Source organism: Polaromonas sp. P1_F8 (assembly GCF_056405635.1).
Genome location: NZ_JBFUBS010000006.1, coordinates 63,700 through 87,279 on the forward strand (window position 1 = coordinate 63,700; position 23,580 = coordinate 87,279).

22 protein-coding genes are annotated in these 23,580 nt (G+C 62.0%); 10 read left to right on the forward strand and 12 right to left on the reverse strand.

What is annotated here, in order from left to right; genetic code table 11:
* Nucleotides 1–5: 5 nt before the first annotated feature.
* Nucleotides 6–842: a pyrroline-5-carboxylate reductase gene (proC, locus tag AC1D1J_RS18540; protein WP_477687122.1), complete on the forward strand. Its 837-nt coding sequence runs from the start codon at nt 6–8 to the stop codon at nt 840–842.
* 253 nt (nt 843–1,095) lie between these two features.
* Nucleotides 1,096–1,308, forward strand: a complete 213-nt coding sequence (locus AC1D1J_RS18545) for a hypothetical protein (protein ID WP_477687121.1) — start codon at nt 1,096–1,098, stop codon at nt 1,306–1,308.
* A 105-nt stretch (nt 1,309–1,413) separates the two neighbouring features.
* On the opposite strand, the gene ubiA is transcribed toward AC1D1J_RS18545, so the two are convergent.
* The 4 genes from ubiA to recG form a co-directional block, all read right to left on the reverse strand.
* Entirely contained in the window at nt 1,414–2,274 is an 861-nt protein-coding gene (gene ubiA / locus AC1D1J_RS18550; RefSeq protein ID WP_477695505.1) for a 4-hydroxybenzoate octaprenyltransferase, read from the reverse strand.
* Nucleotides 2,275–2,286: 12 nt separating this feature from the next.
* Nucleotides 2,287–2,799, reverse strand: a complete 513-nt coding sequence (locus tag AC1D1J_RS18555; protein WP_477695506.1) for a Dps family protein — start codon at nt 2,797–2,799, stop codon at nt 2,287–2,289.
* Nucleotides 2,800–2,890: 91 nt separating this feature from the next.
* A complete protein-coding gene (locus tag AC1D1J_RS18560) occupies nt 2,891–3,892 on the reverse strand; it encodes a LysR substrate-binding domain-containing protein (RefSeq protein WP_477695507.1) in 1,002 nt (333 codons plus the stop codon).
* A 47-nt stretch (nt 3,893–3,939) separates the two neighbouring features.
* On the reverse strand, nt 3,940–6,090 hold the full coding sequence (recG, locus tag AC1D1J_RS18565; protein ID WP_477695508.1) for an ATP-dependent DNA helicase RecG: 2,151 nt from the start codon (nt 6,088–6,090) through the stop codon (nt 3,940–3,942).
* 256 nt (nt 6,091–6,346) lie between these two features.
* Between recG and queA the strand changes: the two genes are divergently transcribed.
* From queA to AC1D1J_RS18595, 6 genes are read left to right on the forward strand one after another with little or no spacing between them, the layout of a single operon-like run.
* Nucleotides 6,347–7,408 carry a tRNA preQ1(34) S-adenosylmethionine ribosyltransferase-isomerase QueA gene (gene queA, locus AC1D1J_RS18570; protein ID WP_477695509.1) on the forward strand — a complete coding sequence of 354 codons (1,062 nt, stop codon included), beginning with the start codon at nt 6,347–6,349 and terminating at the stop codon, nt 7,406–7,408.
* 31 nt (nt 7,409–7,439) lie between these two features.
* A complete protein-coding gene (gene tgt / locus AC1D1J_RS18575) occupies nt 7,440–8,603 on the forward strand; it encodes a tRNA guanosine(34) transglycosylase Tgt (RefSeq protein ID WP_477687115.1) in 1,164 nt (387 codons plus the stop codon).
* Nucleotides 8,603–9,835, forward strand: a complete 1,233-nt coding sequence (locus tag AC1D1J_RS18580) for a glycosyltransferase family 9 protein (RefSeq protein WP_477695510.1) — start codon at nt 8,603–8,605, stop codon at nt 9,833–9,835. The genes tgt and AC1D1J_RS18580 overlap by 1 nt, the downstream gene beginning before the upstream one ends.
* A gap of 10 nt (nt 9,836–9,845) precedes the next feature.
* Nucleotides 9,846–10,385, forward strand: a complete 540-nt coding sequence (locus AC1D1J_RS18585) for a GtrA family protein (RefSeq protein ID WP_477687113.1) — start codon at nt 9,846–9,848, stop codon at nt 10,383–10,385.
* Nucleotides 10,372–12,177: an ArnT family glycosyltransferase gene (locus AC1D1J_RS18590; RefSeq protein WP_477695511.1), complete on the forward strand. Its 1,806-nt coding sequence runs from the start codon at nt 10,372–10,374 to the stop codon at nt 12,175–12,177. Before AC1D1J_RS18585 ends, AC1D1J_RS18590 begins: the two co-directional genes overlap by 14 nt.
* A 55-nt stretch (nt 12,178–12,232) precedes the next feature.
* Entirely contained in the window at nt 12,233–13,045 is an 813-nt protein-coding gene (locus AC1D1J_RS18595) for a YiiX/YebB-like N1pC/P60 family cysteine hydrolase (RefSeq protein ID WP_477687111.1), read from the forward strand.
* A gap of 47 nt (nt 13,046–13,092) precedes the next feature.
* On the opposite strand, the gene AC1D1J_RS18600 is transcribed toward AC1D1J_RS18595, so the two are convergent.
* Nucleotides 13,093–13,566 carry a hypothetical protein gene (locus tag AC1D1J_RS18600; protein ID WP_477695512.1) on the reverse strand — a complete coding sequence of 158 codons (474 nt, stop codon included), beginning with the start codon at nt 13,564–13,566 and terminating at the stop codon, nt 13,093–13,095.
* 254 nt (nt 13,567–13,820) lie between these two features.
* Here AC1D1J_RS18600 and AC1D1J_RS18605 point away from each other — a divergent pair, with 254 nt between their 5' ends.
* Entirely contained in the window at nt 13,821–14,825 is a 1,005-nt protein-coding gene (locus AC1D1J_RS18605; protein WP_477695513.1) for an aldo/keto reductase, read from the forward strand.
* A 114-nt stretch (nt 14,826–14,939) separates the two neighbouring features.
* Here AC1D1J_RS18605 and AC1D1J_RS18610 read toward each other — a convergent pair whose 3' ends face one another.
* From AC1D1J_RS18610 to AC1D1J_RS18640, 7 genes are read right to left on the reverse strand one after another with little or no spacing between them, the layout of a single operon-like run.
* The gene (locus AC1D1J_RS18610; protein WP_477695514.1) at nt 14,940–15,890 is read right to left on the reverse strand and encodes an alpha/beta fold hydrolase; all 951 of its coding nucleotides are present in this window, start codon (nt 15,888–15,890) and stop codon (nt 14,940–14,942) included.
* Nucleotides 15,891–15,945: 55 nt separating this feature from the next.
* The gene (locus AC1D1J_RS18615; RefSeq protein ID WP_477695515.1) at nt 15,946–16,983 is read right to left on the reverse strand and encodes a hypothetical protein; all 1,038 of its coding nucleotides are present in this window, start codon (nt 16,981–16,983) and stop codon (nt 15,946–15,948) included.
* Complete coding sequence (locus tag AC1D1J_RS18620; RefSeq protein WP_477695516.1) at nt 16,980–17,858, reverse strand: methyltransferase domain-containing protein; 879 nt, start codon at nt 17,856–17,858, stop codon at nt 16,980–16,982. The genes AC1D1J_RS18615 and AC1D1J_RS18620 overlap by 4 nt, the downstream gene beginning before the upstream one ends.
* A 15-nt stretch (nt 17,859–17,873) precedes the next feature.
* Entirely contained in the window at nt 17,874–19,250 is a 1,377-nt protein-coding gene (locus tag AC1D1J_RS18625; RefSeq protein ID WP_477687105.1) for an FAD-binding oxidoreductase, read from the reverse strand.
* Between the two features lie 21 nt (nt 19,251–19,271).
* Complete coding sequence (locus AC1D1J_RS18630) at nt 19,272–19,628, reverse strand: DUF805 domain-containing protein (protein WP_477695517.1); 357 nt, start codon at nt 19,626–19,628, stop codon at nt 19,272–19,274.
* Nucleotides 19,625–21,583, reverse strand: coding sequence for an MFS transporter (locus AC1D1J_RS18635; RefSeq protein ID WP_477687104.1), 1,959 nt, complete (start codon nt 21,581–21,583; stop codon nt 19,625–19,627). The genes AC1D1J_RS18630 and AC1D1J_RS18635 overlap by 4 nt, the downstream gene beginning before the upstream one ends.
* Before the next feature lie 15 nt (nt 21,584–21,598).
* Nucleotides 21,599–22,510 (reverse strand): hypothetical protein, encoded by a 912-nt coding sequence (locus tag AC1D1J_RS18640; protein ID WP_477695518.1) that lies wholly within the window; start codon nt 22,508–22,510, stop codon nt 21,599–21,601.
* Nucleotides 22,511–22,621: 111 nt separating this feature from the next.
* On the opposite strand from AC1D1J_RS18640, the gene AC1D1J_RS18645 reads away from it, so the two are divergent.
* The gene (locus AC1D1J_RS18645) at nt 22,622–23,353 is read left to right on the forward strand and encodes a helix-turn-helix domain-containing protein (protein WP_477695519.1); all 732 of its coding nucleotides are present in this window, start codon (nt 22,622–22,624) and stop codon (nt 23,351–23,353) included.
* Nucleotides 23,354–23,580 lie beyond the last annotated feature (227 nt).

Genomic DNA, 23,580 nt, shown 5'->3' on the forward strand with positions numbered 1-23,580 from the left:
AACGCATGACCTCCACTTCCCGCGCAAGCAACGAACACATCGCCTTCATAGGCGGCGGCAACATGGCCAGCGCCGTCATTGGCGGCCTGCTTAAACAAGGCATGCCAGCCAGCCAGATCCAGGTGGTCGAGCCTTTTGAGGAGCAACGCAACAAGCTCACCCGGCAATTCGGCGTGCAGGTGCATGAAAAACCGGGCGCTCCACTGGCCAGCGCCGGCCTGGTGGTCTGGGCCGTAAAGCCGCAGACTTTCAAGGACGCAGCGCTGCAAACACGCTTTCATACCAGGGCCGCCCTGCACCTGAGCGTGGCAGCCGGTGTGCGGTCCAGCAGCATCGCGCGCTGGCTGGGCACCGAACGCGTGGTGCGCGCCATGCCCAACACGCCGGCGCTGGTCGGCAAAGGCATGACGGCGCTGTTTGCGCGGGATGCCGTGACAGATGCCGACAGGCTGGCCGTCGAGAAAGTGGTCAAGCCCACAGGGGACTACCTGTGGCTCACCGAAGAAGCCCACCTGGACGCCGTCACCGCCATTTCGGGCTCCGGCCCGGCCTACGTTTTTTACTTTGTGGAAGCCATGATCGAGGCCGGGACGGATATGGGCCTTTCGCCCGAACAGGCACGCAAGCTTGCCGTTGGCACCTTTGCCGGCGCTTCGGCGCTGCTGCAGGCGTCCGACGAGACGCCACAGGCCCTGCGTGCCCAGGTCACATCCAAAGGGGGCACCACCTACGCCGCACTGACCTCCATGGAGCAGGACCGCGTCAAGATGCAGTTCATGCGTGCCATCCACACAGCAAGGCAACGTGCCGGTGAATTAGGTGATGAGTTTGGCGCGGGCTGAAATGATTTAGAAAAAACCGCCTGAAATCCAATATGGATGAGCGCAAGCAGCTATCTATTTGATAGCAGAATGATTCTTGTGCCGCAGCGGCACAGGGCCAGGGAATTAGCACGGGTGACCACCACCGGGCAAGTCAACCGCCCTGTGATGGAAGACGTTGAAGAAGGGCGTCTGTCACGGCTATCCTGATCCTTCGTGGACAGTTCACCCGGCAACACCCGCACCATAACTTTTCCAACATCCGGAGCTTCACATGAACAAATTACTGTCCACCCTCATCAGCGCAGCCGTCCTCGCCATGCCCCTGGCCGTGATCTCCACGCCAGCAGCTGCCCAGGCCGCCGCACCCGCAGCAGCTCCCGCTGCCGCACCTGCTGAAAAAGCAACCCCTCCCGCCAAAGCCAAGGCAAAAGCCAAACACAAGGTCAAGCACAAGGCCAAGGCAAAAGCCAAAAAATCGGTGTAATTAGCCGGATGAAGTTCCGCTGAGCCCTTGATCCGGCAACGGCAGGATTAAAAAAAGCCCGCGCATGCGGGCTTTTTTGTGGCAGTCTGTTTCGGCGCAGCAGGCTCAAAGGCCCAGGTAAGACAGCGCAATTCCCGCAAATACCGCAAAACCCAGCCAATGGTTGAGGCGAAATGCCTTGAAACAGTCATCGCGCTCGCGCTTGCGGATCAGCCAGCCGTGCCACAGCGCCTGCCCGAGCGCCACCCCAATCGCTATCAGATAAATAGCTGGTTGCGCACGATCCATAAGGGCTACAGCCCAAATCGATAGGAAAACCAGGTAGCTGAGCATGACACCCGCCACATCGAACCGCCCCAATGTGATGGCCGACGTTTTCATGCCGATCTTCAGGTCGTCGTCACGGTCGACCATGGCGTATTCCGTGTCGTAGGCAATCACCCAGAACAGGTTGCCCAGCAACAGCACCCAGGCCAGCATCGGCACGCGCGACTGCACGGCGGCAAAGGCCATCGGAATGCCGAAACTGAAAGCGACCCCCAGCACCGCCTGCGGCATGGAGACATAACGTTTGGCAAAGGGATAGGCCAGCGTGACCGCCAGCGCGGCAAATGACCAGGCGATGGTGACGGTATTGGTGGTGAGTACCAGGCCAAAAGCCAACAGGGCCAGCATTGCACCCAGCAACAGCGCCTCTCTGACGGAGACGGCGCCGCTGGTCACGGGCCGCTCGGCCGTGCGTTTGACGTGGCGGTCAAAATCGCGGTCGGCCACATCGTTGACACAACAACCCGCGCTGCGCATCAGGAAGGTGCCCAAGGTAAACACGGCCAGCAGATGCGAGCCCGGAAAGCCGTGCGAAGCTACCCACAGCGCCGACAGGGTGGGCCACAGCAGCAGCAACCAACCCGCCGGGCGATTCCAGCGGATCAGTTGAAGGTAGAGGTCAAGCTTTTGCTTCAACAAGCGAGGAGCGCGTCAGTCTTCCAGCAAAGAACGCAGCATCCAGGCCGTCTGCTCATGCACCGTCAGGCGCTGTGTCAGCAAATCGGCCGTCGGCTCGTCGCTGGCTTTGTCGGCCAATGGAAACAGCTCGCGCGCCGTGCGTGCCACGGCTTCATGGCCCTGCACCAGGATGCGCACCATTTCCAGCGCCTTGGGCGGCACCACCGGTACGTCCGGAATGGAGGCCAGTTTGCTGAACTGTGCGTACGAGCCCGGCGCGGGATGGCCCAGGGAGCGGATACGCTCCGCTACGGGGTCTACCGCTGCCCACAATTCGGTGTACTGCGTCATGAACATCAGGTGCAGCGTGTTGAACATCGGCCCCGTCACGTTCCAGTGGAAGTTATGGGTAGTCAAGTACAACGTGTAGGTGTCGGCCAGCAGGCGGCTCAGGCCCTTGGCGATCGCCGCGCGGTCTTTTTCATTGATGCCGATGTTGATGGACGGTGCGGCTTTACTGGCAGGTTTGGCGGAAGACTTGGCCATGGTGTTTCCTTTTTTAAAATTCAGGGATAACTTTAACGAAATCAGGACGACGGCCGCAACAGCCGCCGTCAATGCCGGTCATAGACGGGATTCAAGACAGGCGGATGACCCCGGGCAGCTCGCAGGCGTAAATAGCGTTGCGCAGCGCGGCAATAGCCTCGTATCGCGTGAAGCTGCGGCGCCAGGCCAGCACCACGCGCCGGCTCGGCACATCGCCGTCAAACGGCAGGTATTTGATGAACGACGGTTGCTCTGCCGCCACCTTGCTGCGGCTTGCGGCGGCTTTTCCCTTGGCGGGCTTCCTGGCAGCTGCGGCCTGCTCTGCCAGAGCCTCCTTGGGCACGCCCAGTCGAGGCACCAGCGTGATGCCCATGCCCGCCGCCACCATGTGCTTGATGGTTTCCAGCGACGAACCTTCAAAGCTTTTGCTGATGCCTTCGGCGCTGCTGGAAAAGCGTGCAAATTCGGGGCAAACCTCGAGCACGTGGTCGCGAAAGCAATGGCCGGTACCCAGCAGCAGCATGGTTTCCTTCTTGAGCTCCTCGGCCGTCACGCTCTTGCGTGACGCCAGCGCATGGGCGCTGGGCACCGCCGCCATGAAGGGTTCGTCATACAGCGGCGCGATGGCCAGGTTGGTGTCGGGAAAGGGCTCTGCCAGGATGGCACAGTCAATTTCACCGGTACGCAACTCTTCAAGCAACTTGACGGTGAAGTTTTCCTGCAGCATCAGCGGCATCTGCGGCGTATGCGCAATCGCCTGGCGCACCAGATCGGGCAACAGGTAGGGGCCAATCGTATAGATCACGCCCAGCCGCAGCGCACCGGCCAGCGGGTCTTTGCCGCGCTTGGCAATTTCACGGATGTTGTCGGCTTGCTCCAGCACGCTCTGGGCCTGGCGCACGATTTCTTCGCCCAGAGGCGTCACGGTGATTTCGTTGGCGTTGCGCTCAAAGAGCTTGACCTGCAGCTCTTCCTCCAGCTTCTTGATAGCCACGCTGAGCGTGGGCTGCGAGACGTGACAGGCGTCGGCGCCCTTGCCGAAATGCTTTTCCCGCGCAACAGCGACGATGTATTTGAGTTCGGTCAGCGTCATGGGCTTATTGTGCTGCTTTTCTCAATCGCTGCATCGCCGGATGTTGCTTAGGCCTTCAGGTAATCGGCTTTGCCGCCCAGCCAGCGCAGGATGTGCCGGTGAGCCAGTTCCGTATGCCGGTCCAGCATCAGCGGCGCCCGCTCGCGTGCCCAGGCCAGCAGCGCGGCATCGGTCTCGAGATCGGCAAACCGCAGCAGCGGCGCGCCCGATTGCCGCGCTCCCAGGAACTCGCCGGGCCCGCGGATTTCCAGGTCGCGCCGGGCAATCTCGAAGCCGTCATTGGTTTGCGCCATGGCTTTGAGGCGTTCGCGCGCCATCTCGCCGAGTCGGGACGCATCGCCGGTCGAATACAGCAGCACGCAGGCCGACGCCGACGCGCCGCGCCCGACACGGCCGCGTAACTGGTGCAACTGGCTCAGGCCGAAGCGCTCGGCATGCTCGATCACCATCAACGAAGCATTGGGCACGTCAACGCCAACCTCAATCACCGTCGTACTCACCAGCACGCCCATTTTCCCGGCGGTGAACTGGCTCATGACGGCCTTCTTTTCTGCAACCGGCATGCGCGAATGCAGCAGCCCCACGCTGACGCCTGGCAAGGCCGCACTCAACGCTTCATGCGTTTGCGTGGCATTGACCAGGTCGATGGACTCGCTTTCCTCAATCAGTGGGCAGACCCAGTAAATCTGCCGCCCCTCCGCCAACTGGCCGCGTATGCGTACGATCACTTCATCACGACGCGCGTCGCTCACCACCTTGGTCACAATGGGGGTGCGGCCGGGTGGCAGCTCGTCGATGGTGGAGACGTCGAGGTCGGCGTAATAACTCATCGCCAGCGTGCGCGGAATCGGTGTGGCGGTCATCATCAAAAGATGGGGTTCCTGCCCGCCCTCAGTCATCTTGATGCGCAAGGCCAGCCGCTGCGCCACGCCAAAACGGTGCTGCTCGTCGATGATGGCGAGCGCCAGGTTTTTGAACTTCACCTTGTCCTGGATCACGGCGTGGGTGCCTATGACCAGGCCCGCCTCCCCGCTCTCGATCAGCGCCAGCATCTCGCGCCGCTCTTTTGTCTTCTGGCTGCCGGTCAGCCAGGCGGTCTTGATGCCCAGCGGTTCCAGCCAGCCGATGAGCTTGCGGAAGTGTTGCTCGGCCAGGATTTCCGTAGGCGCCATCAGCGCGCATTGCCAGCCCGCATCCATGCAGCGTGCCGCAGCCAGCGCCGCCACCACGGTTTTGCCGGCGCCCACGTCGCCCTGTAACAGGCGGTGCATGGGGATATTTTTTTTCAGGTCCGCTTCAATCTCATCGCACACGCGCTGCTGGGCGGCGGTCAGCCGGAAAGGCAGTCGCTCCAGCAATTGGTCATGCAGCGTGCACTGCGTGCCGCGCATGGGTGGGCCTGCCAGCGAAGGTGCGCGCATGGCTGCGCGTATGCGCCGGGCCTGCAGCTGCGACAGTTGCTGGGCCAGCAGCTCTTCGGCTTTAAGCCGCTGCCAGGCCGGGTGGCTGCGGTCTTCCAGCGTGGCCAGCGAGACATCTGGCGTGGGGTGATGCAAAAACTGTAGCGCCTCGCGCAGGTTCCATAAGGGCTGCAGCCTGTTCCCACCCAAAACTTCGGGCGGAAAGGTTTCGCGGAGATCAGCCCGCGCCAGACCACTGAGCACAGCTTTGCGCAGGTAGGTTTGCGGCAGTCCGGCCACGGTGGGATACACCGGCGTCAGCGCGCCGGGCAGCTCGCCGCCGGCCAGCCTGAAGCTGGGGTGGATCATTTCACGGCTGAGAAAGCCGCCGCGGATTTCACCCCGCACCCGAACATGGGCGCCTGTGCTCAGCGTTTTCTGGTGAGCCGGGTAAAAATTGATGAAGCGCAGCACGCAGGTATCGCTGCCGTCGTCTACCGTCACCCGTAGCTGTCGGCGCGGGCGAAAGGCGATCTCGCTGTGCGTCACCTGGCCTTCGATTTGCACCAGCTCGCCGTCCCGCGCGTCCGCCAGCCGCACGATGCGGGTTTCATCCTCGTAGCGCAGCGGCAGGTGCAAGGCCAGATCGATGTCGCGGCGCAGGCCCAGCTTCTCCAGCGCTTTTTGCGCGGGTGATTTGGGCGAGGCTTTTTCAGCCTTGGCCTGAGGCGCGGCCGTGTTCCCGGCCGCGGCCTCAGGCGGGACAGTTTTTCGGACGGAGGCACCGGGTGGCGACATGGGACAATTGTGCCGTCAACCTAGCAACCGCAGTTGACCGCTTGTAAACCTCTCAGAATCCGCTTGAATACCGTCACCCCTCCCTTCGCTGGCACTCAGCTTGTGCATAACAACGCTATGCACCCGATTGCGCCACCCGCACAGCATCATGCGGCGTTGCTCCGCCTTGTGGGCAACAGCCCACAGCGTTGTCGCGCCTTGCCTGGCGCAGCGCGGGCGGCACACTCGGGCGCATCCAACTGCGGTTTCTAGGTTTATGAAGCCCCATTTCAGCCTCAGCGATTTTGATTTCACGCTGCCCGAAGAACTCATTGCCCAACACCCTGCCGCCCAGCGCAGCGGCTCGCGCCTGCTTGACGGGCGTGAAGACCTGCCAGTGGACCGACGGTTCACCGAACTCCCCGGCCTGCTGCTGCCGGGCGACTTGCTGGTCTTCAACGACACCAAAGTCGTCAAAGCCCGGCTCTTCGGCCAGAAAGCCAGCGGCGGCAAACTGGAACTGCTGATCGAACGCGTGCTGTCGCCCCATGCGGATGCCGGCCATGAAGTCGCCGCCCACATGAAAGTCAGCAAAAAGCCCCTGCCGGGCGCAGTGCTGCAAATGGATGGCGGTTTCACCGCCACGCTGCTGGGCCGCTGGCCCGAGGAAAGCGGGCCTCTGTACCGCTTCCGCCTTAGCAGCGACCCGTATGCGCTGATGGCGCAGCACGGCCACGTGCCGCTGCCGCCCTACATTACCCATACCGACTCCGCGGACGACGAGCAGCGCTACCAGACGGTGTTTGCCAAAAACCCGGGCGCCGTGGCCGCCCCCACCGCCGCGCTGCACTTCGATGAAGTCATATTGGCGCAACTCGAAGCGCGCGGCACCCAGCACGCGAGCGTGACGCTGCACGTGGGTGCCGGCACTTTCCAACCCGTCAAGGCCGAAAACATTGCCGACCACACCATGCATTTCGAGCGTTTTGAGGTTCCCGTAGCGACGCAACAGGCCATCGCCGCCTGCAAGGCGCGTGGTGGCCGCGTGGTGGCCGTGGGCACCACCACCGTGCGGGCGCTGGAGTCGCACGCCAAATTCGGCCCCGACTGCAACGACACCAACATCTTCATCACCCCGGGCTTTGAATTTGCCGTGGTTGACCTGCTGCTGACCAACTTTCACCTGCCCAAAAGCACGCTGATGATGCTGGTCAGCGCGTTTTCGGGCTACGAACACATCATGGCGCTGTACCGCCATGCGATTGCCGGGCGATACCGCTTTTTCAGCTATGGCGATGCCATGCTGCTGGCCCGTAAAACCCCTCTGGCAGGCGCCTGATACACCCCTATACACCTGCGACAATCCCAAGATGCTCGAATTTGAAGTTCTGAAGACCGATGCTCCGGCTGGCGAAGGCGCCGGCGCCTACCTCGGTTCGTACGCCCGGCGCGGCAAGCTGACACTCAACCACGGTGAGGTGCAAACCCCCATCTTCATGCCGGTCGGCACCTATGGCACGGTCAAAGGCGTGATGCCGCAGTCGCTGCACGACATGGGCGCGCAAATCATCCTGGGCAACACCTTTCACCTCTGGATGCGCCCCGGCCTGGATGTGATGCAGCAGTTCGGCGGCCTGCACAAGTTTGAAAGCTGGAACAAGCCCATCCTGACCGACAGCGGCGGCTTCCAGGTCTGGTCGCTCGGCGAGATGCGCAAGATTTCCGAAGAGGGCGTGAAGTTCGCCTCGCCCGTCAACGGCGACAAGCTCTTTTTGACGCCCGAAATCTCGATGCAGATCCAGACCGTGCTCAACAGCGACATCGTGATGCAATTCGACGAGTGCACGCCTTACGACACCAAAGGCCATATCACCACCGAAGGCGAAGCGCGCAGCTCGATGGAGCTGAGCCTACGCTGGGCCAGCCGCTGCATCGCCGAATTCAAAAAGCTTGAGAACCCAAACGCGCTGTTCGGCATTGTGCAGGGCGGCATGTTTGAGAACCTGCGCCAGGAATCACTCGAAGCGCTGGTTGAACTGGACCTGCCCGGTTACGCCATAGGCGGCGTGAGCGTGGGCGAGCCCAAGGAAGAAATGCAGCGCATCATGGCGCACACGCCGCATCGCCTGCCGGCAAACAAGCCGCGCTACCTGATGGGAGTGGGTACGCCTGAAGACCTCGTCGAAGGCGTGGCCGCCGGCGTCGATATGTTCGACTGCGTGATGCCGACCCGTAATGCGCGCAATGGCCATATGTTCACACGCTTCGGCGACCTGAAAATCCGCAATGCGCGCTACAAGACCGAAGACCAGCCCGTTGACGCCACCTGCAGTTGCTACACCTGCAAGAATTTCTCCCGCGCGTACATGCATCACCTGGACCGCTGCGGCGAGATGCTGGGGCCCATGCTGTCGAGCATCCATAACCTGCATTACTACCTCAACCTGATGCAAGAAGTCCGCGATGCGCTCGATGCGGGGCGCTTTGGCGAGTTCACCGCGCAGTTCCGCGCCGACCGGCAGCGAGGCGTGTAATGAACATCAACCTGCAACGCTGGATTGACCGCTGGGTCGGCATTCCGCTGTGTGCTGCGGTATCGGGTGTTGATGCCGTGCTGCGGCAATTCCGCTCCGGCGCCGACCCCGCGCCGCGCGCCATCGTGGTAATTTTGCTGTCGGAGATGGGCAGCCTGGTGCTGGCCCACGACATGTTCGCACGCCTGAAGCAGCGGTATCCCGACGCGCCGCTGCATGCCCTGCTCTTCGGCAAAAACCGCGAAATCCTCGACCTCATGCAGGTGCTTGAGCCGGCCAACGTGCACACGGTGGACGACAAGTCGCTGGGCGGCCTGCTCTCCAGTTTATGGAAAGCGATTGGCGAGCTGCGGCGCGCGAATGTTGACGTGGCGATTGACTGCGAGCTGTTCTCGCGGATCAGCAGCCTGCTGTCGTATGCCAGCGGCGCGCGCATCCGCGTGGGCTTTCACCGCCACACGCAGGAAGGCCTGTATCGGGGCTCGCACATCAACCGGCCCGTTCCCTACAACCCTTACCAGCACATCAGCGCCCAGTTTCTGACGCTGGCGCGCGCGATTGATTCCACGGCCGTTCCCAAATCCAAACTGCCCGCGAATCTTGCCGCGGCAGGCACCGGAAAACCACCGCCGCACGTACAGCTGGATGCCGCGCTGGTGCCAGGCATCCGGACGCGATTGGCGCAGGACTTTCCCGCGATTGCCGGCAAGCCTCTCGTGCTGGTCTACCCGGGCGGGGGCATCTTGCCGATACGGGCCTGGCCACTGGCTTCCTACACCGCGTTGTGTGAAGGCCTGGTGGCCGACGGCTGCGCCGTGGCCGTGATCGGCCTGAAAGACGACCAGGTACTGGCGCAGCAGCTGGTGGCCAATGTGCAGGCTGCCTTCCCGGGCAGCCCCGTGATTGACCTGACCGGCTATACGCGGTCCATTTCCGAACTGCTGGCGCTCTTTCATGTGGCTCGCCTGCTGGTCACCAACGACGGTGGGCCTGGGCAGTTCGCGGCGCTCACGCCCATCTGGACACTGATGCTGTTTGGCCCCGAGACCCCGGGCCTGTATGCGCCGCTCACACCGCAGTGCCATTCCTTTTACAGCCAGTGGCCATGCTCGCCTTGCCTCACTGCCTATAACCACCGCTCGTCCTATTGCGACGGCGACAACCAGTGCCTGAAGGTCATTGCGCCCGAAGCCGTACTGGCCAAGGCGCGCGAGTGCCTGGCAACGCCCTGACCCCATTCCGATGACAACACTCCGATCCATAGCAGAGGCTGTCATCAGCCGCCTGCCTGAGCGCCTGCAACCCATGGCGCGCTGGCGCTTCATCAAGTTCGGCGTGGTGGGCGCCAGCGGCACGGTGGTAAATGTCGCCGTGCTGTACGTTGCCCAGGAATTCCTGTTCAGCCACATTGCCGACTTCCATTCCCGGCTGAACTACTCCATTGCGCTGGCCATAACCATCGCCACCATCAGCAATTTCTACTGGAACCGGCGCCTGACCTGGCGCGACCGCAAGCATGAGGTGCATCACTCGGCACTTTTCCTGTTTTCCAAGTACGTCATGGCGGCCGGCCTGGCCATCGTGCTGCAGTCACTGCTGACCAAATGGCTGGCGCTGTACATGCACTACATCCTGGCCAACGTGCTGGCGATTGCCTTGTCCAGCGTGTGTAACTTTGTGGCCAATGACCGCATGACATTTCGCCGGCGGCGCGCGAAAATCGTGACCCCTGATGCCGATGGCGCTGCGCCGCCCTCCACCGATACCCATGACAAGCCCTGAGTCCCTGAAAAATCGTATCCCGGCCCACCGCATCTGGATAACGCTGGCGCTACTGGTCGCGCTGGCTTACCTGTTTGGCCTGGCCGGTGACCACATTCCGCGCAACGGCGACGAGCTGGTCTATGCCCATATCGCCCGGCTGACCGCTGCGACCGGCAAGTGGCTGCCACTGGTCAGCTCCTACGATTTCATGCGCAACACCAAGCCACCCGTGCTGTTCTGGCAGGCGATGGTCGCCGGCGGATGGGGCGGGCACTGGACGCTGCTCAATCTGCGCCTGCCGAGCGTGGTCTATACGTGGGCAATTTCGCTTATGGTCGGGCTGCTGACCTGGAAGATCGTTCGCAACACGGCTACCGGCACGGTCACCGGTGCTGAAGAGCCGGCCGGCCGGGCCGCTGCAACCGGCAACAGCCGCCATGCCCTGACGATGGGCGCCATCGCGGCCATCGTGTACCTGTCGTTCTTCAGCACCTACCGCTATGGCAGGCCTTACCTCACCAGCGCGCCCGAAACTTTCTGGCTGTTTGGCGTGATGTTTGCCGTTGCCTGGGCGCCGGCAAAGCTGCTGGCCTCGCGCTGGAAATTTCCATTGCTCGCCGGCCTGGCCATCGGCATAGGCTGCCTCTACAAATCATTTGTCATGGTGGTGCCGGTCGGGTTCGGCCTGGCCTTGTGTTACCAGATGGTGGGTGCGCAAAAAGCCCCTTGGGCAATTTCCCGGCCCGGGATCATCACCGACGGCATCAAGGTCACAGCCATCTGCGTGCTGGCACTTGCAATCTTCGGATTGTGGTTTGCCATCGACCCGCAACCGGGAGAAGTCTGGCGCGAGTTCGTCGTCGGCGAAAATGCCGGCAAGATGAATTCGTCCAAGGGCTACTTTGCCATTGCGTTGAGCGGCAGCAGCGGCGTGTTGACGATATTGACGGGTTACTTCTCCAACGCCCTTTTCCTGCTACCCGTTGCCGTGGGCTGTTTTGTGGCGGCGTGGCGCGCCTGGCGGCAGCGCAAGGGCGCCGACCAGACCGTCAGTGATGCAGAAAAAGCCATGTGGCTCTGGATGCTGGCCTTTGCGCTGGTGTTCATGGTTCCCACCCAGCGCTCCACCCGTTACCTGATCCCCGCCATGCCCGCGCTGGCGGTACTGATCGCGTTGTACTGGGAGCGTATCTCGCGCATCTGGTTCAGCCTGACCCTGCTGATCTGCCTGGGCGGCGCGCTGGCCATGGGACTGATCGGCTTTGGCGGGATGCGGGCTACACAGGATCCATGGCTGTACTCACCGCTCTACTGGCTCTTCCTGGGAGCACTGACGCTTGCTTGCGTAGCAGGCATGTTCAAGCCCGCCTTCACGCGTCCGATCGCTGCGCTGAGCAGCTTCGCCGTACTCTTTGCGCTCGCATGGGTGACCTTGCCCTTCAACGGCGACATGGGCCATTTCCGCGCCGATACCGATGCATTGCTCAAAGGCCAGTCCGTGTCGGTGCCAAGCAATTTCAACGGGCACTTTGAGCGCTATGAGTTCATCATCCCGGGCGCCAAAATCGTTCCTTACTTTGCCGCGCAGCCGGTGGACTACGAAGACGTGAGTGCGCTGTTCAAGAACACGCGCTACGCCCTGGTGCAGCGGCGTGCCGGGCAAAAGCCCTGCGACGGCTGCCGCATCATCGACCAGCGCTGGGACCTGCGCTCACGGCAGGACGAAAAAGAAGGCACGCTGGGCGCGTTCAAGTCGCCCGAAACCTTCTGGTATGCCCAAGAATACCTGGTCGAGCGCGCCGCGCCCTGAGCGTCCGCTGTTTGTTTTGTTCATTCCAACCCCGTATTTGACTGGAGCCCTGCGCATGCCGAAAACCTCACCGCAGGCCGCGATGGCCCGTCTGCTGTCCCTGGTGACTGTCCTGGGCGGCTTGCTCCTTGCGCTTGGCGGCTGCGCCACGGCCATCAAGCCGCATGCGGAGACCGGTGCGCCTATGCTGGGTTTTCAGAACATGGCCCTGAACCCGGGCAATGGTGGAGAGCTGATCAGGCCCGATGTCCTGCTGCCGGGCGACATCATCCTTACCGCCGAAAACGGCATCAACTCGGTGGGTATTCGCCTGATCACGCTATCGCCGGTCAGCCATGCTGCGATATATATGGGTAACCGGCAGATCGCCGAAGCCGTGGGCTCGGGTATCCGCGTGCGCAGCATGGACGCGCTGCTCAATGATGAGGCGACGGTGGTGGCGTTTCGCCATCCCGACCTTACCGCCGAACAGGCCATCAAGATCAACACCTTCGCGGCCAGCCATGAAGGCAAGAAATACAACTATGTCGGCGTGATGCTGCAGGCGCCTTTTGCGCTGGAGCGCCGCATGTGCGAGCTGCCGCTGGTGCCTTCCATGGTGCGCGACTTCTGTATTCGCGGCATCGCAGCCGTGCAGCTGGGGCTGGGTCGCAATGACCAGTTCTTCTGTTCGCAATTCATCCTGGAGGCCTACCGCAGCGCCGGCCTGCCGCTGACCGACGCCGACCCCCGGCTGATCAACCCCGGCGACCTGCTGCACATGCGGGAGGGCGATGTGCCCTCCATCATGATTCACAAGCCGCTGCGGTATGTGGGGCACCTCAAGGCGGCGCCCCAGATCGTCGCTGTCGAGCAGATGCAGCAGTAGCCGGCGCCGCTGTTGCGGTCGTTATGACGACGGCCACTTCAGTTGATTCAACCGCCGATGTGCATCGTGAACTGCGCGCCGTTGGAGAGCTTGCACTGCCCCGTCCCCATCGTTGACGAGTTCATCTGGTAGCGGCAGCTGATATAGCTGCCCCGGCTGCCGGAGCCGTTGGCCACTCCTTCACGCGTTGAAGAGCCCGCGATGCGCGTAGCTTCCCCGTTAAAGCTTTCACCGTTGATGTTGGTGGTGAAGGTGCCGCGCCCGTTCATGTCATTGGTCACCACCGCGCCCACCATGCCGTAGGCCTGGGCAGCGTCGTTCGCCGGGTACAGCCGCGCCGCAAAGGTCGTGCTTGCCGGCATGGCCGGTGTGACATACACCGTGGAGGAAACCGGCGGATGGCCGGGTTGGACCGGCACGACGTAGCAGCCCGTCAGGGCAGTGGCACCCAACACCGCAGCGGCCAAAGCCGTGCGACGCGTCAGGCGTGACAGGGAGAACAGGGAAGAGTCGATCTTCATAAATAACCCGAAGGCCCAAGCACATGCTTGTAGAGGCAGTGTGGAGCGGAATACCTTAAAAGTTTCGTTTAAAGATACAAGATCATTAAATTAGTACGATCAGCATCAAATAAAGGTACTTCATCGAAAACCGACATATAGACAGCAAGTCTTCATGGCGGGGGGCCGCAATCGCCAAATAGCCGACGTGCAGCGCAAAGATTCAGGCTCAGGCACTATCAGCGATCCCGCTCACTTTTTTTGCGAAGATGACCATGCAATACCGCCGCCTTGGAAACAGCAACCTCAAAGTCTCCGTCCTGTGCCTGGGCACCATGATGTTCGGCAAGCAGACACCGTTTGAAGAAGCAGGCCGCATCGTGGCGTCGGCGCGCGAGCACGGGCTCAACTTCATCGACACAGCCGATGTCTACAACCAAGGGCAGTCCGAAAAAGACCTGGGCAAGCTTCTCGCGGGCCAGCGGAACCACTGGGTGTTGGCCAGCAAGCTGGGCAACCCTGTCAGCGAGGCTGTCAACGAAGGCCACTACTCCCGCCGTTGGCTGGTGCAGGAAACCGAGGCCATTCTGTCCAGGCTGCAAATCGACTACCTGGACATTCTTTACCTGCACCGTGACTACCACGACGCCAACCTGGAGGAGGCGGTGCGCACGCTGGGCGACCTGATTCGCGCGGGCAAGATCCGCAGCTTCGGCCTGTCCAATTTCAGGGGGTGGCGCATCGCCGAGGTGGTGCACCTGTGCAAAGCGCTGGGCGTGCCGCAGCCCGTGGTGTGCCAGCCGTACTACAACCTGCTCAACCGCGGCCCGGAGGTTGAAATCCTGCCGGCCTGTGGCCACTACGGCATTGGAGTGGTGCCTTATAGCCCGCTGGCACGCGGCGTGCTGACCGGCAAGTACCCGCCCGGCCAGCCGCCGGCCGAAGGCACACGCGCGGGCAGCGGCGACAAGCGCATCCTGGAGACCGAGTTCCGCGAAGAGTCACTCGTTATCGCGCAGAAGATCAAGGCGCGCTGCGAAGCCCGGGGACAAGTGCCCGGCCAGTTCGCCGCAGCCTGGGTGCTGACCAATCCACTGATCAGTTCGGTCATCGTCGGCCCGCGCACCCTGCCGCACCTGGAAGATGTGTATGGTGCGGTGGAACTGGTGCTGGACAAGGACGACGAAATCTTTATTGATGATCTGGTCGTGCCCGGCCACGCGTCCAGCCACGGCTACAACGACCCGGGTTACCCATTTTTTGGGCGGCCAGTCGTGTGAGCGGCTAAATTTCAGCGAATAGTAGCCGGAAGCCACGTTAATCGGGCGCAAGCAGCTCCTGATTTCATAGCAAATAAAACCTGTAAAGCCGGCAGAAGCGGCACTCGCGAACGATCAAGGTTTGAGCACTTCAGCCATACGCTGGTTGAACAGCGCTGGATCCTCAATCTGTGGAATGTGGCCGACGCCAGGCAATACCAGCAGTCTTGATCCGGCGACCAGGCGCTGCAGGGTTTCGGCCTGGGACAGCGGCGTGATCGTGTCCTCTTGCCCCCAGACCAAGGTCAGCGGCATGGGCAGCTCGCGGAAACCTTCAGGTTTCTCGCTCAAGGACTTGCCGCTCTCGCTGGCAAATTGCGCGGCCCAGTCGCCCAGGCTGGCGGTGAAGCCGTCCAGCACGAAAGGCTGCCGATAAATTGCCGTGCGCGAAGGCGTGACCACCTCCTTGCGAGCCACGAACTGGCGCAACCAGAATTCGCTGAACAAGGGCTGAGTGCCCACCGTGGCAATCAGTGCCGTGCGCAGCGGGCGAATGCCAAAGAGGCTCGCCGCCACGCCGCCGCTTTTCGCTGGTGCGGGATATTCCATCAGGCCGATTGCCGCGTCGACCAGGATGAGATGGCGCACGCGGTCGGGTTGCAGCATGGCGGCTTCGGCCGCGGGCCCGCCGCCATAGGAGTGGCCCAGCAGTGTCACCGGGCCAAGCTTCAGTGCATCAATCAAGCCGATGATGCGGCGCGCCTGTGCGTTGCGACTGTAGTCGCGCGCAGCAGGCCGCGTGCTGAAGCCGAAGGGCGGCAGGTCCACCGCAATGACGCGATAGCCGGCGGCCGCCATGGCCTTCACGTTCTGGTCCCAGGTGCCGCTCCATGCGCCGGTGCCGTGGGTCAGTACCAGGGGCGGCGCGGCCGGGTCGCCGAATTCCTGCACATACAGGTCCACGTCATGCGCATGCAGCCAGCGCCCTTCCCTGGGTGCCGCCTCGCGCGGGCTGTGCTCCTCAACCCACAGCATGCGGGCCCAGGAAAAAACCACAACCAGCAACAGGCAGGCCACCAGCGCCATGAGTACGCGCCACGGGTAAAAAAGCCAGGTGCGCCCTGGCTTCTGCTCTCGCCGCTTAATAGTCAAAAATGTGCTCCACCTGCAGATTGCCGGCTTGCCACTGGCGCAACGACTCGGCCAGGTGTTTGACGGGCACCGTCAACACCACCCGCTGGATGCCGGGCCGGGTGAGGATGGGTTGCCTCAGCAGTGGCGTGGCGGGGCTGGTGGGCTCCCAGGTGCCTGGCGCCAGTACGCTGACCAGGATGAATGAATCATTGCCTGCGATCTCGCTGAAATTGACGCCTTGCACCGCCAATGCCTGGGCATAGCGCATGAATGCCTCATAGCGGGGGATGGTGACCAGGGCCGAACCGTCGGGCTTCGGTGAGAGCACTTTGAGTTCCGGCAGCGCGGCGTCGGCCCGCGGCACAGGCTTTGCCACCACGGCAGTGACCGGCAAGGGCGCATCGTAGATCGTCTGCGTACCCAGCTTGATCAGCCGGGCATAACCCGCCTTGACCAGGTATTCGGTCGTGAGGGCAAAACGGCGCTCCCACTTGCGGACCATGTCCGGCCCGGTGAGAGGCACATCGCGCCAAAGGCCTGCCAGCGCCTTGTCGAAGTCATACAGGTACCAGGGCTCTACGCGGATAAACCGCACATAGTCCTGCGCAACGCTGGCCGCATGCCTGTCCTCGGGCGTGGGCCGGCCGGCCAGTGATTCGGCGAGCCGTCCGACGAGCGTCTCATAGGCCGACTTGAGCGCATATTCCACCGTCGTGCTGGTGCCTATCACCATGATCATCAGGTGATAGCCGGGGTTGAGGTCGAGCCCGCGGCGGCTCGTCTCGTCAAAGACGGCTTTGTAGCTTTCCCAGAACTGGCCGATGTGGCCATAAAAAGGAAAGCGGCTGGGCGCACTGGTACCTATGAACTCGCCGTACTCATAGGGGCTGAACACCAGGAACCACTCGGGGTAAGTGAGCAGCGTCTGCTCGACGCCGCGCACATGCTCGGGCCCCGCAACCGGTGCAGGACCGGCTGCCGGCGTCACACCCACGAGCACGGCAAACGCACTTGCGACCGCGAGATTGCGCAGCCAGCGCATCATGCGGCAGCCCCGCTGGATTTTGTGAACGCCAGCAGCACGTTGTCGGAAGGATCGTGCGCCTGCAGCTCGCGCTTGCCGCTGTCCTTCAGTCCACGTTCGCCAAGGTAAGCCACCCACTCGGCGACGGGACGGAAGTAGCGCAGCTCTCGCTGGTTGGTTTCCCATGCGCCGTTCAGGCCGGCATTGAAGACGGTGTGCACCAGCGAGACAAACGTAAACATCTCGGGCGTCGTGACGTCGTGGTCGCGCAGGATGAACACGCCGCCCGGTTTAAGCACACGCACGATGGAGGCAACATAGGCATCCAGCTTGTCCAGCGGGCAGTGGTGCAGGCCGATATAGCAGGTCACCAGGTCCACGCTGGCATCGGGAATGCTCGCCGGCAGCGGGTCATAGTCGTTCATCGGCACAAAGCTGCCGATCTTTAACAGGCCGCCGCGCTCGGCGATGTCCACCGGCGAGTTGGTGGGCGCCACATCGTTCATCAGGGTAATGGGGCCATTGACCTTGATGCGCTTCTTCAGTTCGCTGATATAGCGGCCGGTGGAGCCGATCTCCACATAACCGTCAACCTGCTTTTTGTCGCCCAGGAGCCGCTGGGTCTGGTCGGCCATCTCCTTCTTCTGCTTGAAGAGCGCCGGCAACGCCAGGGTCAGGTCCGCCATAAAGGGCTTGATCTTCGGCAGCTCACGCTGGAGCCTGCGGTAAATGGCTTCATCGTTGTCAAGCTCGGCCGAGGTGTTCTTTATCAGTGTGTGAAAGCGGTCCTCGGGATAAAGGCGGTAGATGTTCTGCAGAAACTTGTAAAAGCCGTCGTGCCAGCGGGTGACGCTGAAAACGGCGCGAAATTCCGAGACGGGTGAGGTGGTGGTCATGGCAGGTCCTGTCGTTCAGGTGTTGGAGGCATTCAATGTGGGGTTCAGTGTGGGGGCGTAGTATTTGTCCCAGAGCACATTGCGCAAGCGGAACTGCGGGTCGAGCTTGCGTTTCAGCGCGAACAGCTCTTTGGCCCGCGGATAGGCAGCATGGAACTGCTCCGCCGTTGCATGCGGCTGGTAGGGCAGGTAGTAGCTGCCGCCGACACGGATGGCCGCATCAATCAGCTCCCGCGTCCAGACCGAAACGCGGTTGATCGCGTTGTCGCGGGTGCGCTGCTTGTAATAGAGAACAAACGCAAAGGTCTCACCCCGGGCCCATGCCAGCAGGGTGCCAGGGTCGGGCCGCGCATGCCGCACCGACACGTTAAGCGCATTGACGCGATAGCGCTGCAGGATTTCCGCCATGATCGGCACGAAGTCGTCAAACCGTTCCACCGGAATGAAGTATTCCTGCAGCACATAGGTCGTGTACTTGCGCGAAGCCGGTTCAAGCTCCGCCACGTCGTAACCCGCCTCGAAGTTGCGCCAGTGCACCTTGCGGAAAAGATAAAGGAGGGGGTCAATCAGGTATTCGCGCCGCCATTTACCCAGGGGGGTTTCGGTCACGGCCCACACAAAGTAGCGGTTCACAGGATAGGTTTCGCCGCCTTGCTGCAAACGTCTTGGCTCGGTGGTGGCTTCGTCAGTGCGCGCCCACGTGACGGAGCGCACCTTGCGGTAATGCGGCGGGTACAGGTCGGCATTGTGGAAAACAGCATCCTGAAAATACCTGACCTTGGCCTTGAAGTGGCTGATGTATTCGGCCGCACTCATCTTGCGGGCCAGTCGCTTGACCTTGGTGTTGTCTGCCAGGTCCAGTTCGGCCTCAACGATCACGGCCACACCGCCGTAGCCGCCGATCACGGCGTAAAAGAGTTCCGCATTGACGGAAGGAGAAGCATCCTGCACGCTGCCGTCGGCCAGCACCACCCGGATCTCCCGCACCGACATCACTACTGCGCCCAGGCCCATGTAGCGGCCGTGACAGTTGACGCTCAGCGCGCCACCCACCGTGAAGTTGGCATAGGTTTGCATGATCTTCACGGCCAGGTCGTGCGGATCGACAAAGCGCTGTATGTCGCACCAGCGAATGCCAGCCTGTACGCGTATGGTTTTCTCCATCGGCGAGAAGCGGATGATCTGGTTGAGTTCACGCATGTCCAGGTGCAGGCTGCCGGGGCTGGCGGTTTGCCCGCCCATGCTGAAATGCCCGCCGCCCACCGACAGCGGGCCATCGGTACGGCGCACGGCATCGCACACCTCGTCCACGGTTTTGGGTTTGCTGATGGCCCAGACGGCAACCGGGTTGAGGCCGGTCACATCGTTCACGATCAAAGTGTTGTTGTGCATGTGGTGGTCCCGCGTCATCCTCTACCGCACCACCAGATAGTCGCCGCGCGGCGCCAATGGGTCGGGGCCCCAACGATTGTCTTGCGGCAAGCCGCGCCTGAAAGCCAGTTGCCACGCCAGCCACAACGCACCGGCCACCGGCACCAGGACCAGCAGCAGCCACCAGCCCGAACGGTTGCGGTCATGCAGGCGGCGGATGCAGAGCAATACCAGCGCCGCCAGTACCGGACCATTGATGAGCCAGGCCAGCACCACCGAAGGGGCCGGCCCTGCGGCCGCCCAGGCCAGGTACAAAACCATCCACGCGATGAGGCCATGCAGCCAGAAGCCACCGCGAGAAAGCCTGCCGCCAGCCTTGAAAAATTGAAGCGCAGTCATGTCTTGTCCTGTCCCAGAAGTTGTTCCACCTTCGCCCTCAGATCCGAAGGCTCCACTTTGTCCGCAGCAATTGGCATGCCTACATTCAGGCCCACCCGGTTGAAGAGCCCGCGCCGAAAGGGTCTGGTCATGGCGACTCCTTTTTCGGCGCGGCTGAAAAAGGAGCCCCATAAGTCGGTCAGCGCCATCGGCACCACATTGACCTGCACACCATCACGCCGGGCATTCTCCAGAATCTTCATGACGCCGCCTTTGAACTCCTGCAGTTCGCCATTTTTTGTAATGCCGCCCTCGGGAAATATTGCGAGCAAGTCGCCGTCACGCAGCACCTTGGCGGCGGCTTCGAAAGCCGCCTCGTACAACGCCGGGTCTTCCGTGCGCGGTGCAATCGGGATCGCCTTGGCCAGCCGGAAGAGCCAGCCCAGAACCGGCATTTTGAAGATGCGGTGGTCCATCACAAAGTAGATGGGGCGCGGGCTGGCGGCCATCAGCAGCACCGGGTCGACAAAGCTGACGTGATTGCAGGTCAGCACGGCGGCGCCGGCGGCAGGGATGTTGTCGTCGCCGGTGATCTTGAAGCGGTAGACCAGGCGCGAAGCAATCAGTGCGATAAAACGCAGCAGGTACTCGGGCACCAGCATGAAGATGTAGAACGCCACCACCGCATTGGCCAGTCCAACGAACAGGAATATTTGCGGAATACTGAACCCGGCCTTGAGCAGGGCGCCGGCCAGGATAGCGCTGACGATCATGAACAGCGCATTGAGAATGTTATTTGCCGCGATGATGCGCGCCCGGTGCGTGGACTGGCTGCGCAGCTGGATCAGCGCGTACATCGGCACGCTGTAAAGGCCGGCAAAGAGGCTGAGCAAGGCCAGGTCGATCATTACGCGCCAATGCGCAGGCTGCGGCATGAAGGCGCCCAAGGTCATGACGGGCGCTGACGGCAAGCCGCGCGAGGCGAAGTAAAGGTCAACCGCAAACACGCTCATGCCGATGGCTCCCACAGGAACCAGCCCTATCTCGACGTGGCGTTTGCTGAGCACCTCACAGAGCAGCGATCCGGTCGCGATGCCGATGGAAAACACCACCAGCAGCAAAGACGCCACCTGTTCATTGCCGTGCAGCACCTCTTTGGCAAAACTCGGAAACTGGCTCAGGAATACCGCGCCAAAAAACCACATCCAGCTGATACCCAGCATGGAGCGGAACACCACCAGGTTGCCGTTGGCAAGCTTGAGGTTGCGCCAGGTTTCTGTCACCGGGTTCCAGTTGATTTTCAGGCCCGGGTCAGTCGCAGGCGTCAGCGGAATGAACTGCGAGACAAGCCGGCCAACCAGTGCGAGGCCGATGCATGCAATGGCCACATAGTCCGGCCCGACCTGGGGTACGGCCACCATCAGCCCGCCCACCACCTGGCCCAGCAAAATGGCCACAAAGGTGCCCATCTCAACCATGCCGTTGCCGCCGGTCAGCTCGCGCTCGTTGAGCGCCTGCGGCAGGTAGGCAAATTTGACCGGGCCGAATATCGTGGAATGCAACCCCATTAAAAACGTGCAACCCAAAAGCACGGGCACCTGGACATTGGCATTGCTGCTCATGAAGCCGACCGCAGCGATCAGCATGATCACCACTTCCAGATTCTTGACAAAGCGGATCACGCGCGTCTTCTCAAACTTGTCCGTGAGCTGCCCGCTGGTAGCAGAGAACAGCAAAAACGGCAAGATGAACAATGCCCCGATGGCCAGCCCCGCTAGCGCGGGAGGCAGCCAGCTCACGCTGAGCTGGTAGGTCACCATCACGGTGAAGGCAAACTTGAAAAGGTTGTCGTTGGCGGCGCCTGAAAATTGCGTCCAGAAGAAAGGGGCAAAGCGGCGCTGCTTGAGGAGCGCGAACTGGTTCGGATGCTCGTGAACGGGGGGTGGCGACACCGCGGCGGCCATATCAACAGGCATGCTTGACTCCTCTTTTCAGTTGTTGTGCGGCAAGCTGTGGCGAGATGGCCTGCCTGCTCTGTTTTTTAATGCTGCTGTGGATTCTGCCTTGAATTTTCGGGCGTCCAGAAGCGCCGCAACGACGGGCCAGGCAGCACAACTGGCCACCATGTGCTTCAGGGTGTGGCCCGAAACCAGTTGGCCCGTCCATTCGAACACCGCGTGGTCACCCAGCTCGAGCAGCTTGGCCAGCGCATAAATGGCCACCACCAGCATCCAGCGGATGGGCAACACCCGCCCTGCCAGCGTGGGCCGCAAACAGGCGACGCCGACAATCAGCAACATGCCACCGAGTTGCAAAACGGCCCAGGGCAGCACATTGCCCGTCTGCGACCACAGGTGCACGGACAACGGTCCGAGAACGAGGACCATTGCAGCAACCGCCATACCGGCACGGGTGCTGACGGCCTGCATGGTGCCAAGCCCGAGCAGGCCGGCGAAGGCAAACACCATGCCGCCGCGATCCCAGACCAGCCCGGCATCTCCCGGCTGCAGATGGTAGGCCGCAGAAACCACGGAGGTGAGGGCCAGGCCGGCAAAGAACAGCCCTGCGAAACCTGCGGCTGCGGCGCTGACAGCCCGCGCCTTCACCGCCCGCACAAGGGCCCAGGCACCCGCCATACCCCACAGCGCGAACGGCAGGTTGCTGAGGACGTCCATCGCATGCGGCAACCATCCCCAGGCTCGTTGGTCGGCGAAGTCGTGATAGTGCAAAGGCTGCGCCACCGACGGCCCCAGCAATGCCGCCGCCAGCATCGCAAGCAACACGCCGGCGAGCGCGCATTCGCGGCGGCAGGCCGGTCCTTTCCAGCCCGATACCTTCATCTGCGCGAACCAGGAAGGTGGTGGCACAACGCGGCGGTGGGCGGTTTTCAGGCTGATTGGCATGGGCAGCTCCTGTGTGAATGAAGCCGCACTGTGCAGGCCATCTTCCGAAAAAGCACCGAAATTAGAACCAGTTCTCGCCGCTCAGCCTTAAAGTACCGATAATCGATACTTATGAGCACTACCGCAGATCTGATCACCACCCTCAAAAAAGAGCTCAAGGCGGCGCGCATGACGTACGCCGACCTGGCCGTCAAACTTGGCATGGCCGAGTCAAGCGTCAAGCGCATGCTGGCCAGGGGCGACATGCCCCTCTCGCGTATCGACGCGATCTGCCGCGCGCTCAAGCTGGACTTTGCCGACCTGGCCAGGCGCATCGCCGACACCCAGCCCCTGCTGGCCGAACTGACCGAAGCACAGGAAAAAGCCGTGGTGGCCGACAAGAAGCTGTTGCTGGCCGCCATCTGCGTGCTGTCGCAATGGACGCTGGAGCAAATCACCACCAGTTACCGGCTGACCGAAGCCGAGTGCATCAAATACCTCGCGCAACTCGACCGCATCGGCATCATCGAGCTCAAGCCGCTGAACCGCTACCGGCTCAAGCTCGCCAAGACCTTCCGCTGGCGACCGCACGGGCCGGTCATGGACTACTTCCGCGAAAACGCCCTTCTTGACTATTTTTCCGGTGGATTTGACGGCAATGGCGAAGGCCTGCTGCTGGTACATGGCTCCATCAGCCGCGGCCTGGCGCCTTCGTTCCTTGAGCGCATGCAGCGAGTGGCGCAGGACTTTGCCCAACAGCACCAGACCGACCAGAAGCTGGGCGACAAGGACCGCGAAGGATTCACCTTGCTGCTGGCGATGCGGAGCTGGGAGTTCGAGGCCTTCGCTGCGCTCCGTAGGTAGCACCCCCGTTCAGACTCACTTCGTGTAGTCTGCTCCCCCCTCAAGGGGGCGACCCCTGCGGCCCGGCAAAGCCGGTTCCGCGGGGCCTGCTGGTATTCAGTTCAGGTCGCCGCCCGAGCCCATTGCACGCAATTATATTAGTTGGCTAAGAAAAAACGGAATTTACTGGTAATATTCAGCGAATTTCAGCCTGCAAGACTGATTTATGCATGCAATTTCCATCAGAA

Bases quoted from the DNA above. Each gene is read 5' to 3' on its own strand.
- proC (WP_477687122.1), top strand. From the start codon at position 6: ATGACCTCCACTTCCCGCGCAAGCAACGAACACATCGCCTTCATAGGC.
- AC1D1J_RS18545 (WP_477687121.1), top strand. From the start codon at position 1,096: ATGAACAAATTACTGTCCACCCTCATCAGCGCAGCCGTCCTCGCCATG.
- AC1D1J_RS18555 (WP_477695506.1), bottom strand. From the start codon at position 2,799: ATGGCCAAGTCTTCCGCCAAACCTGCCAGTAAAGCCGCACCGTCCATC.
- AC1D1J_RS18560 (WP_477695507.1), bottom strand. From the start codon at position 3,892: ATGACGCTGACCGAACTCAAATACATCGTCGCTGTTGCGCGGGAAAAG.
- recG (WP_477695508.1), bottom strand. From the start codon at position 6,090: ATGTCGCCACCCGGTGCCTCCGTCCGAAAAACTGTCCCGCCTGAGGCC.
- queA (WP_477695509.1), top strand. From the start codon at position 6,347: ATGAAGCCCCATTTCAGCCTCAGCGATTTTGATTTCACGCTGCCCGAA.
- tgt (WP_477687115.1), top strand. From the start codon at position 7,440: ATGCTCGAATTTGAAGTTCTGAAGACCGATGCTCCGGCTGGCGAAGGC.
- AC1D1J_RS18580 (WP_477695510.1), top strand. From the start codon at position 8,603: ATGAACATCAACCTGCAACGCTGGATTGACCGCTGGGTCGGCATTCCG.
- AC1D1J_RS18585 (WP_477687113.1), top strand. From the start codon at position 9,846: ATGACAACACTCCGATCCATAGCAGAGGCTGTCATCAGCCGCCTGCCT.
- AC1D1J_RS18590 (WP_477695511.1), top strand. From the start codon at position 10,372: ATGACAAGCCCTGAGTCCCTGAAAAATCGTATCCCGGCCCACCGCATC.
- AC1D1J_RS18595 (WP_477687111.1), top strand. From the start codon at position 12,233: ATGCCGAAAACCTCACCGCAGGCCGCGATGGCCCGTCTGCTGTCCCTG.
- AC1D1J_RS18600 (WP_477695512.1), bottom strand. From the start codon at position 13,566: ATGAAGATCGACTCTTCCCTGTTCTCCCTGTCACGCCTGACGCGTCGC.
- AC1D1J_RS18605 (WP_477695513.1), top strand. From the start codon at position 13,821: ATGCAATACCGCCGCCTTGGAAACAGCAACCTCAAAGTCTCCGTCCTG.
- AC1D1J_RS18610 (WP_477695514.1), bottom strand. From the start codon at position 15,890: ATGGCGCTGGTGGCCTGCCTGTTGCTGGTTGTGGTTTTTTCCTGGGCC.
- AC1D1J_RS18615 (WP_477695515.1), bottom strand. From the start codon at position 16,983: ATGATGCGCTGGCTGCGCAATCTCGCGGTCGCAAGTGCGTTTGCCGTG.
- AC1D1J_RS18620 (WP_477695516.1), bottom strand. From the start codon at position 17,858: ATGACCACCACCTCACCCGTCTCGGAATTTCGCGCCGTTTTCAGCGTC.
- AC1D1J_RS18625 (WP_477687105.1), bottom strand. From the start codon at position 19,250: ATGCACAACAACACTTTGATCGTGAACGATGTGACCGGCCTCAACCCG.
- AC1D1J_RS18630 (WP_477695517.1), bottom strand. From the start codon at position 19,628: ATGACTGCGCTTCAATTTTTCAAGGCTGGCGGCAGGCTTTCTCGCGGT.
- AC1D1J_RS18635 (WP_477687104.1), bottom strand. From the start codon at position 21,583: ATGCCTGTTGATATGGCCGCCGCGGTGTCGCCACCCCCCGTTCACGAG.
- AC1D1J_RS18640 (WP_477695518.1), bottom strand. From the start codon at position 22,510: ATGCCAATCAGCCTGAAAACCGCCCACCGCCGCGTTGTGCCACCACCT.
- AC1D1J_RS18645 (WP_477695519.1), top strand. From the start codon at position 22,622: ATGAGCACTACCGCAGATCTGATCACCACCCTCAAAAAAGAGCTCAAG.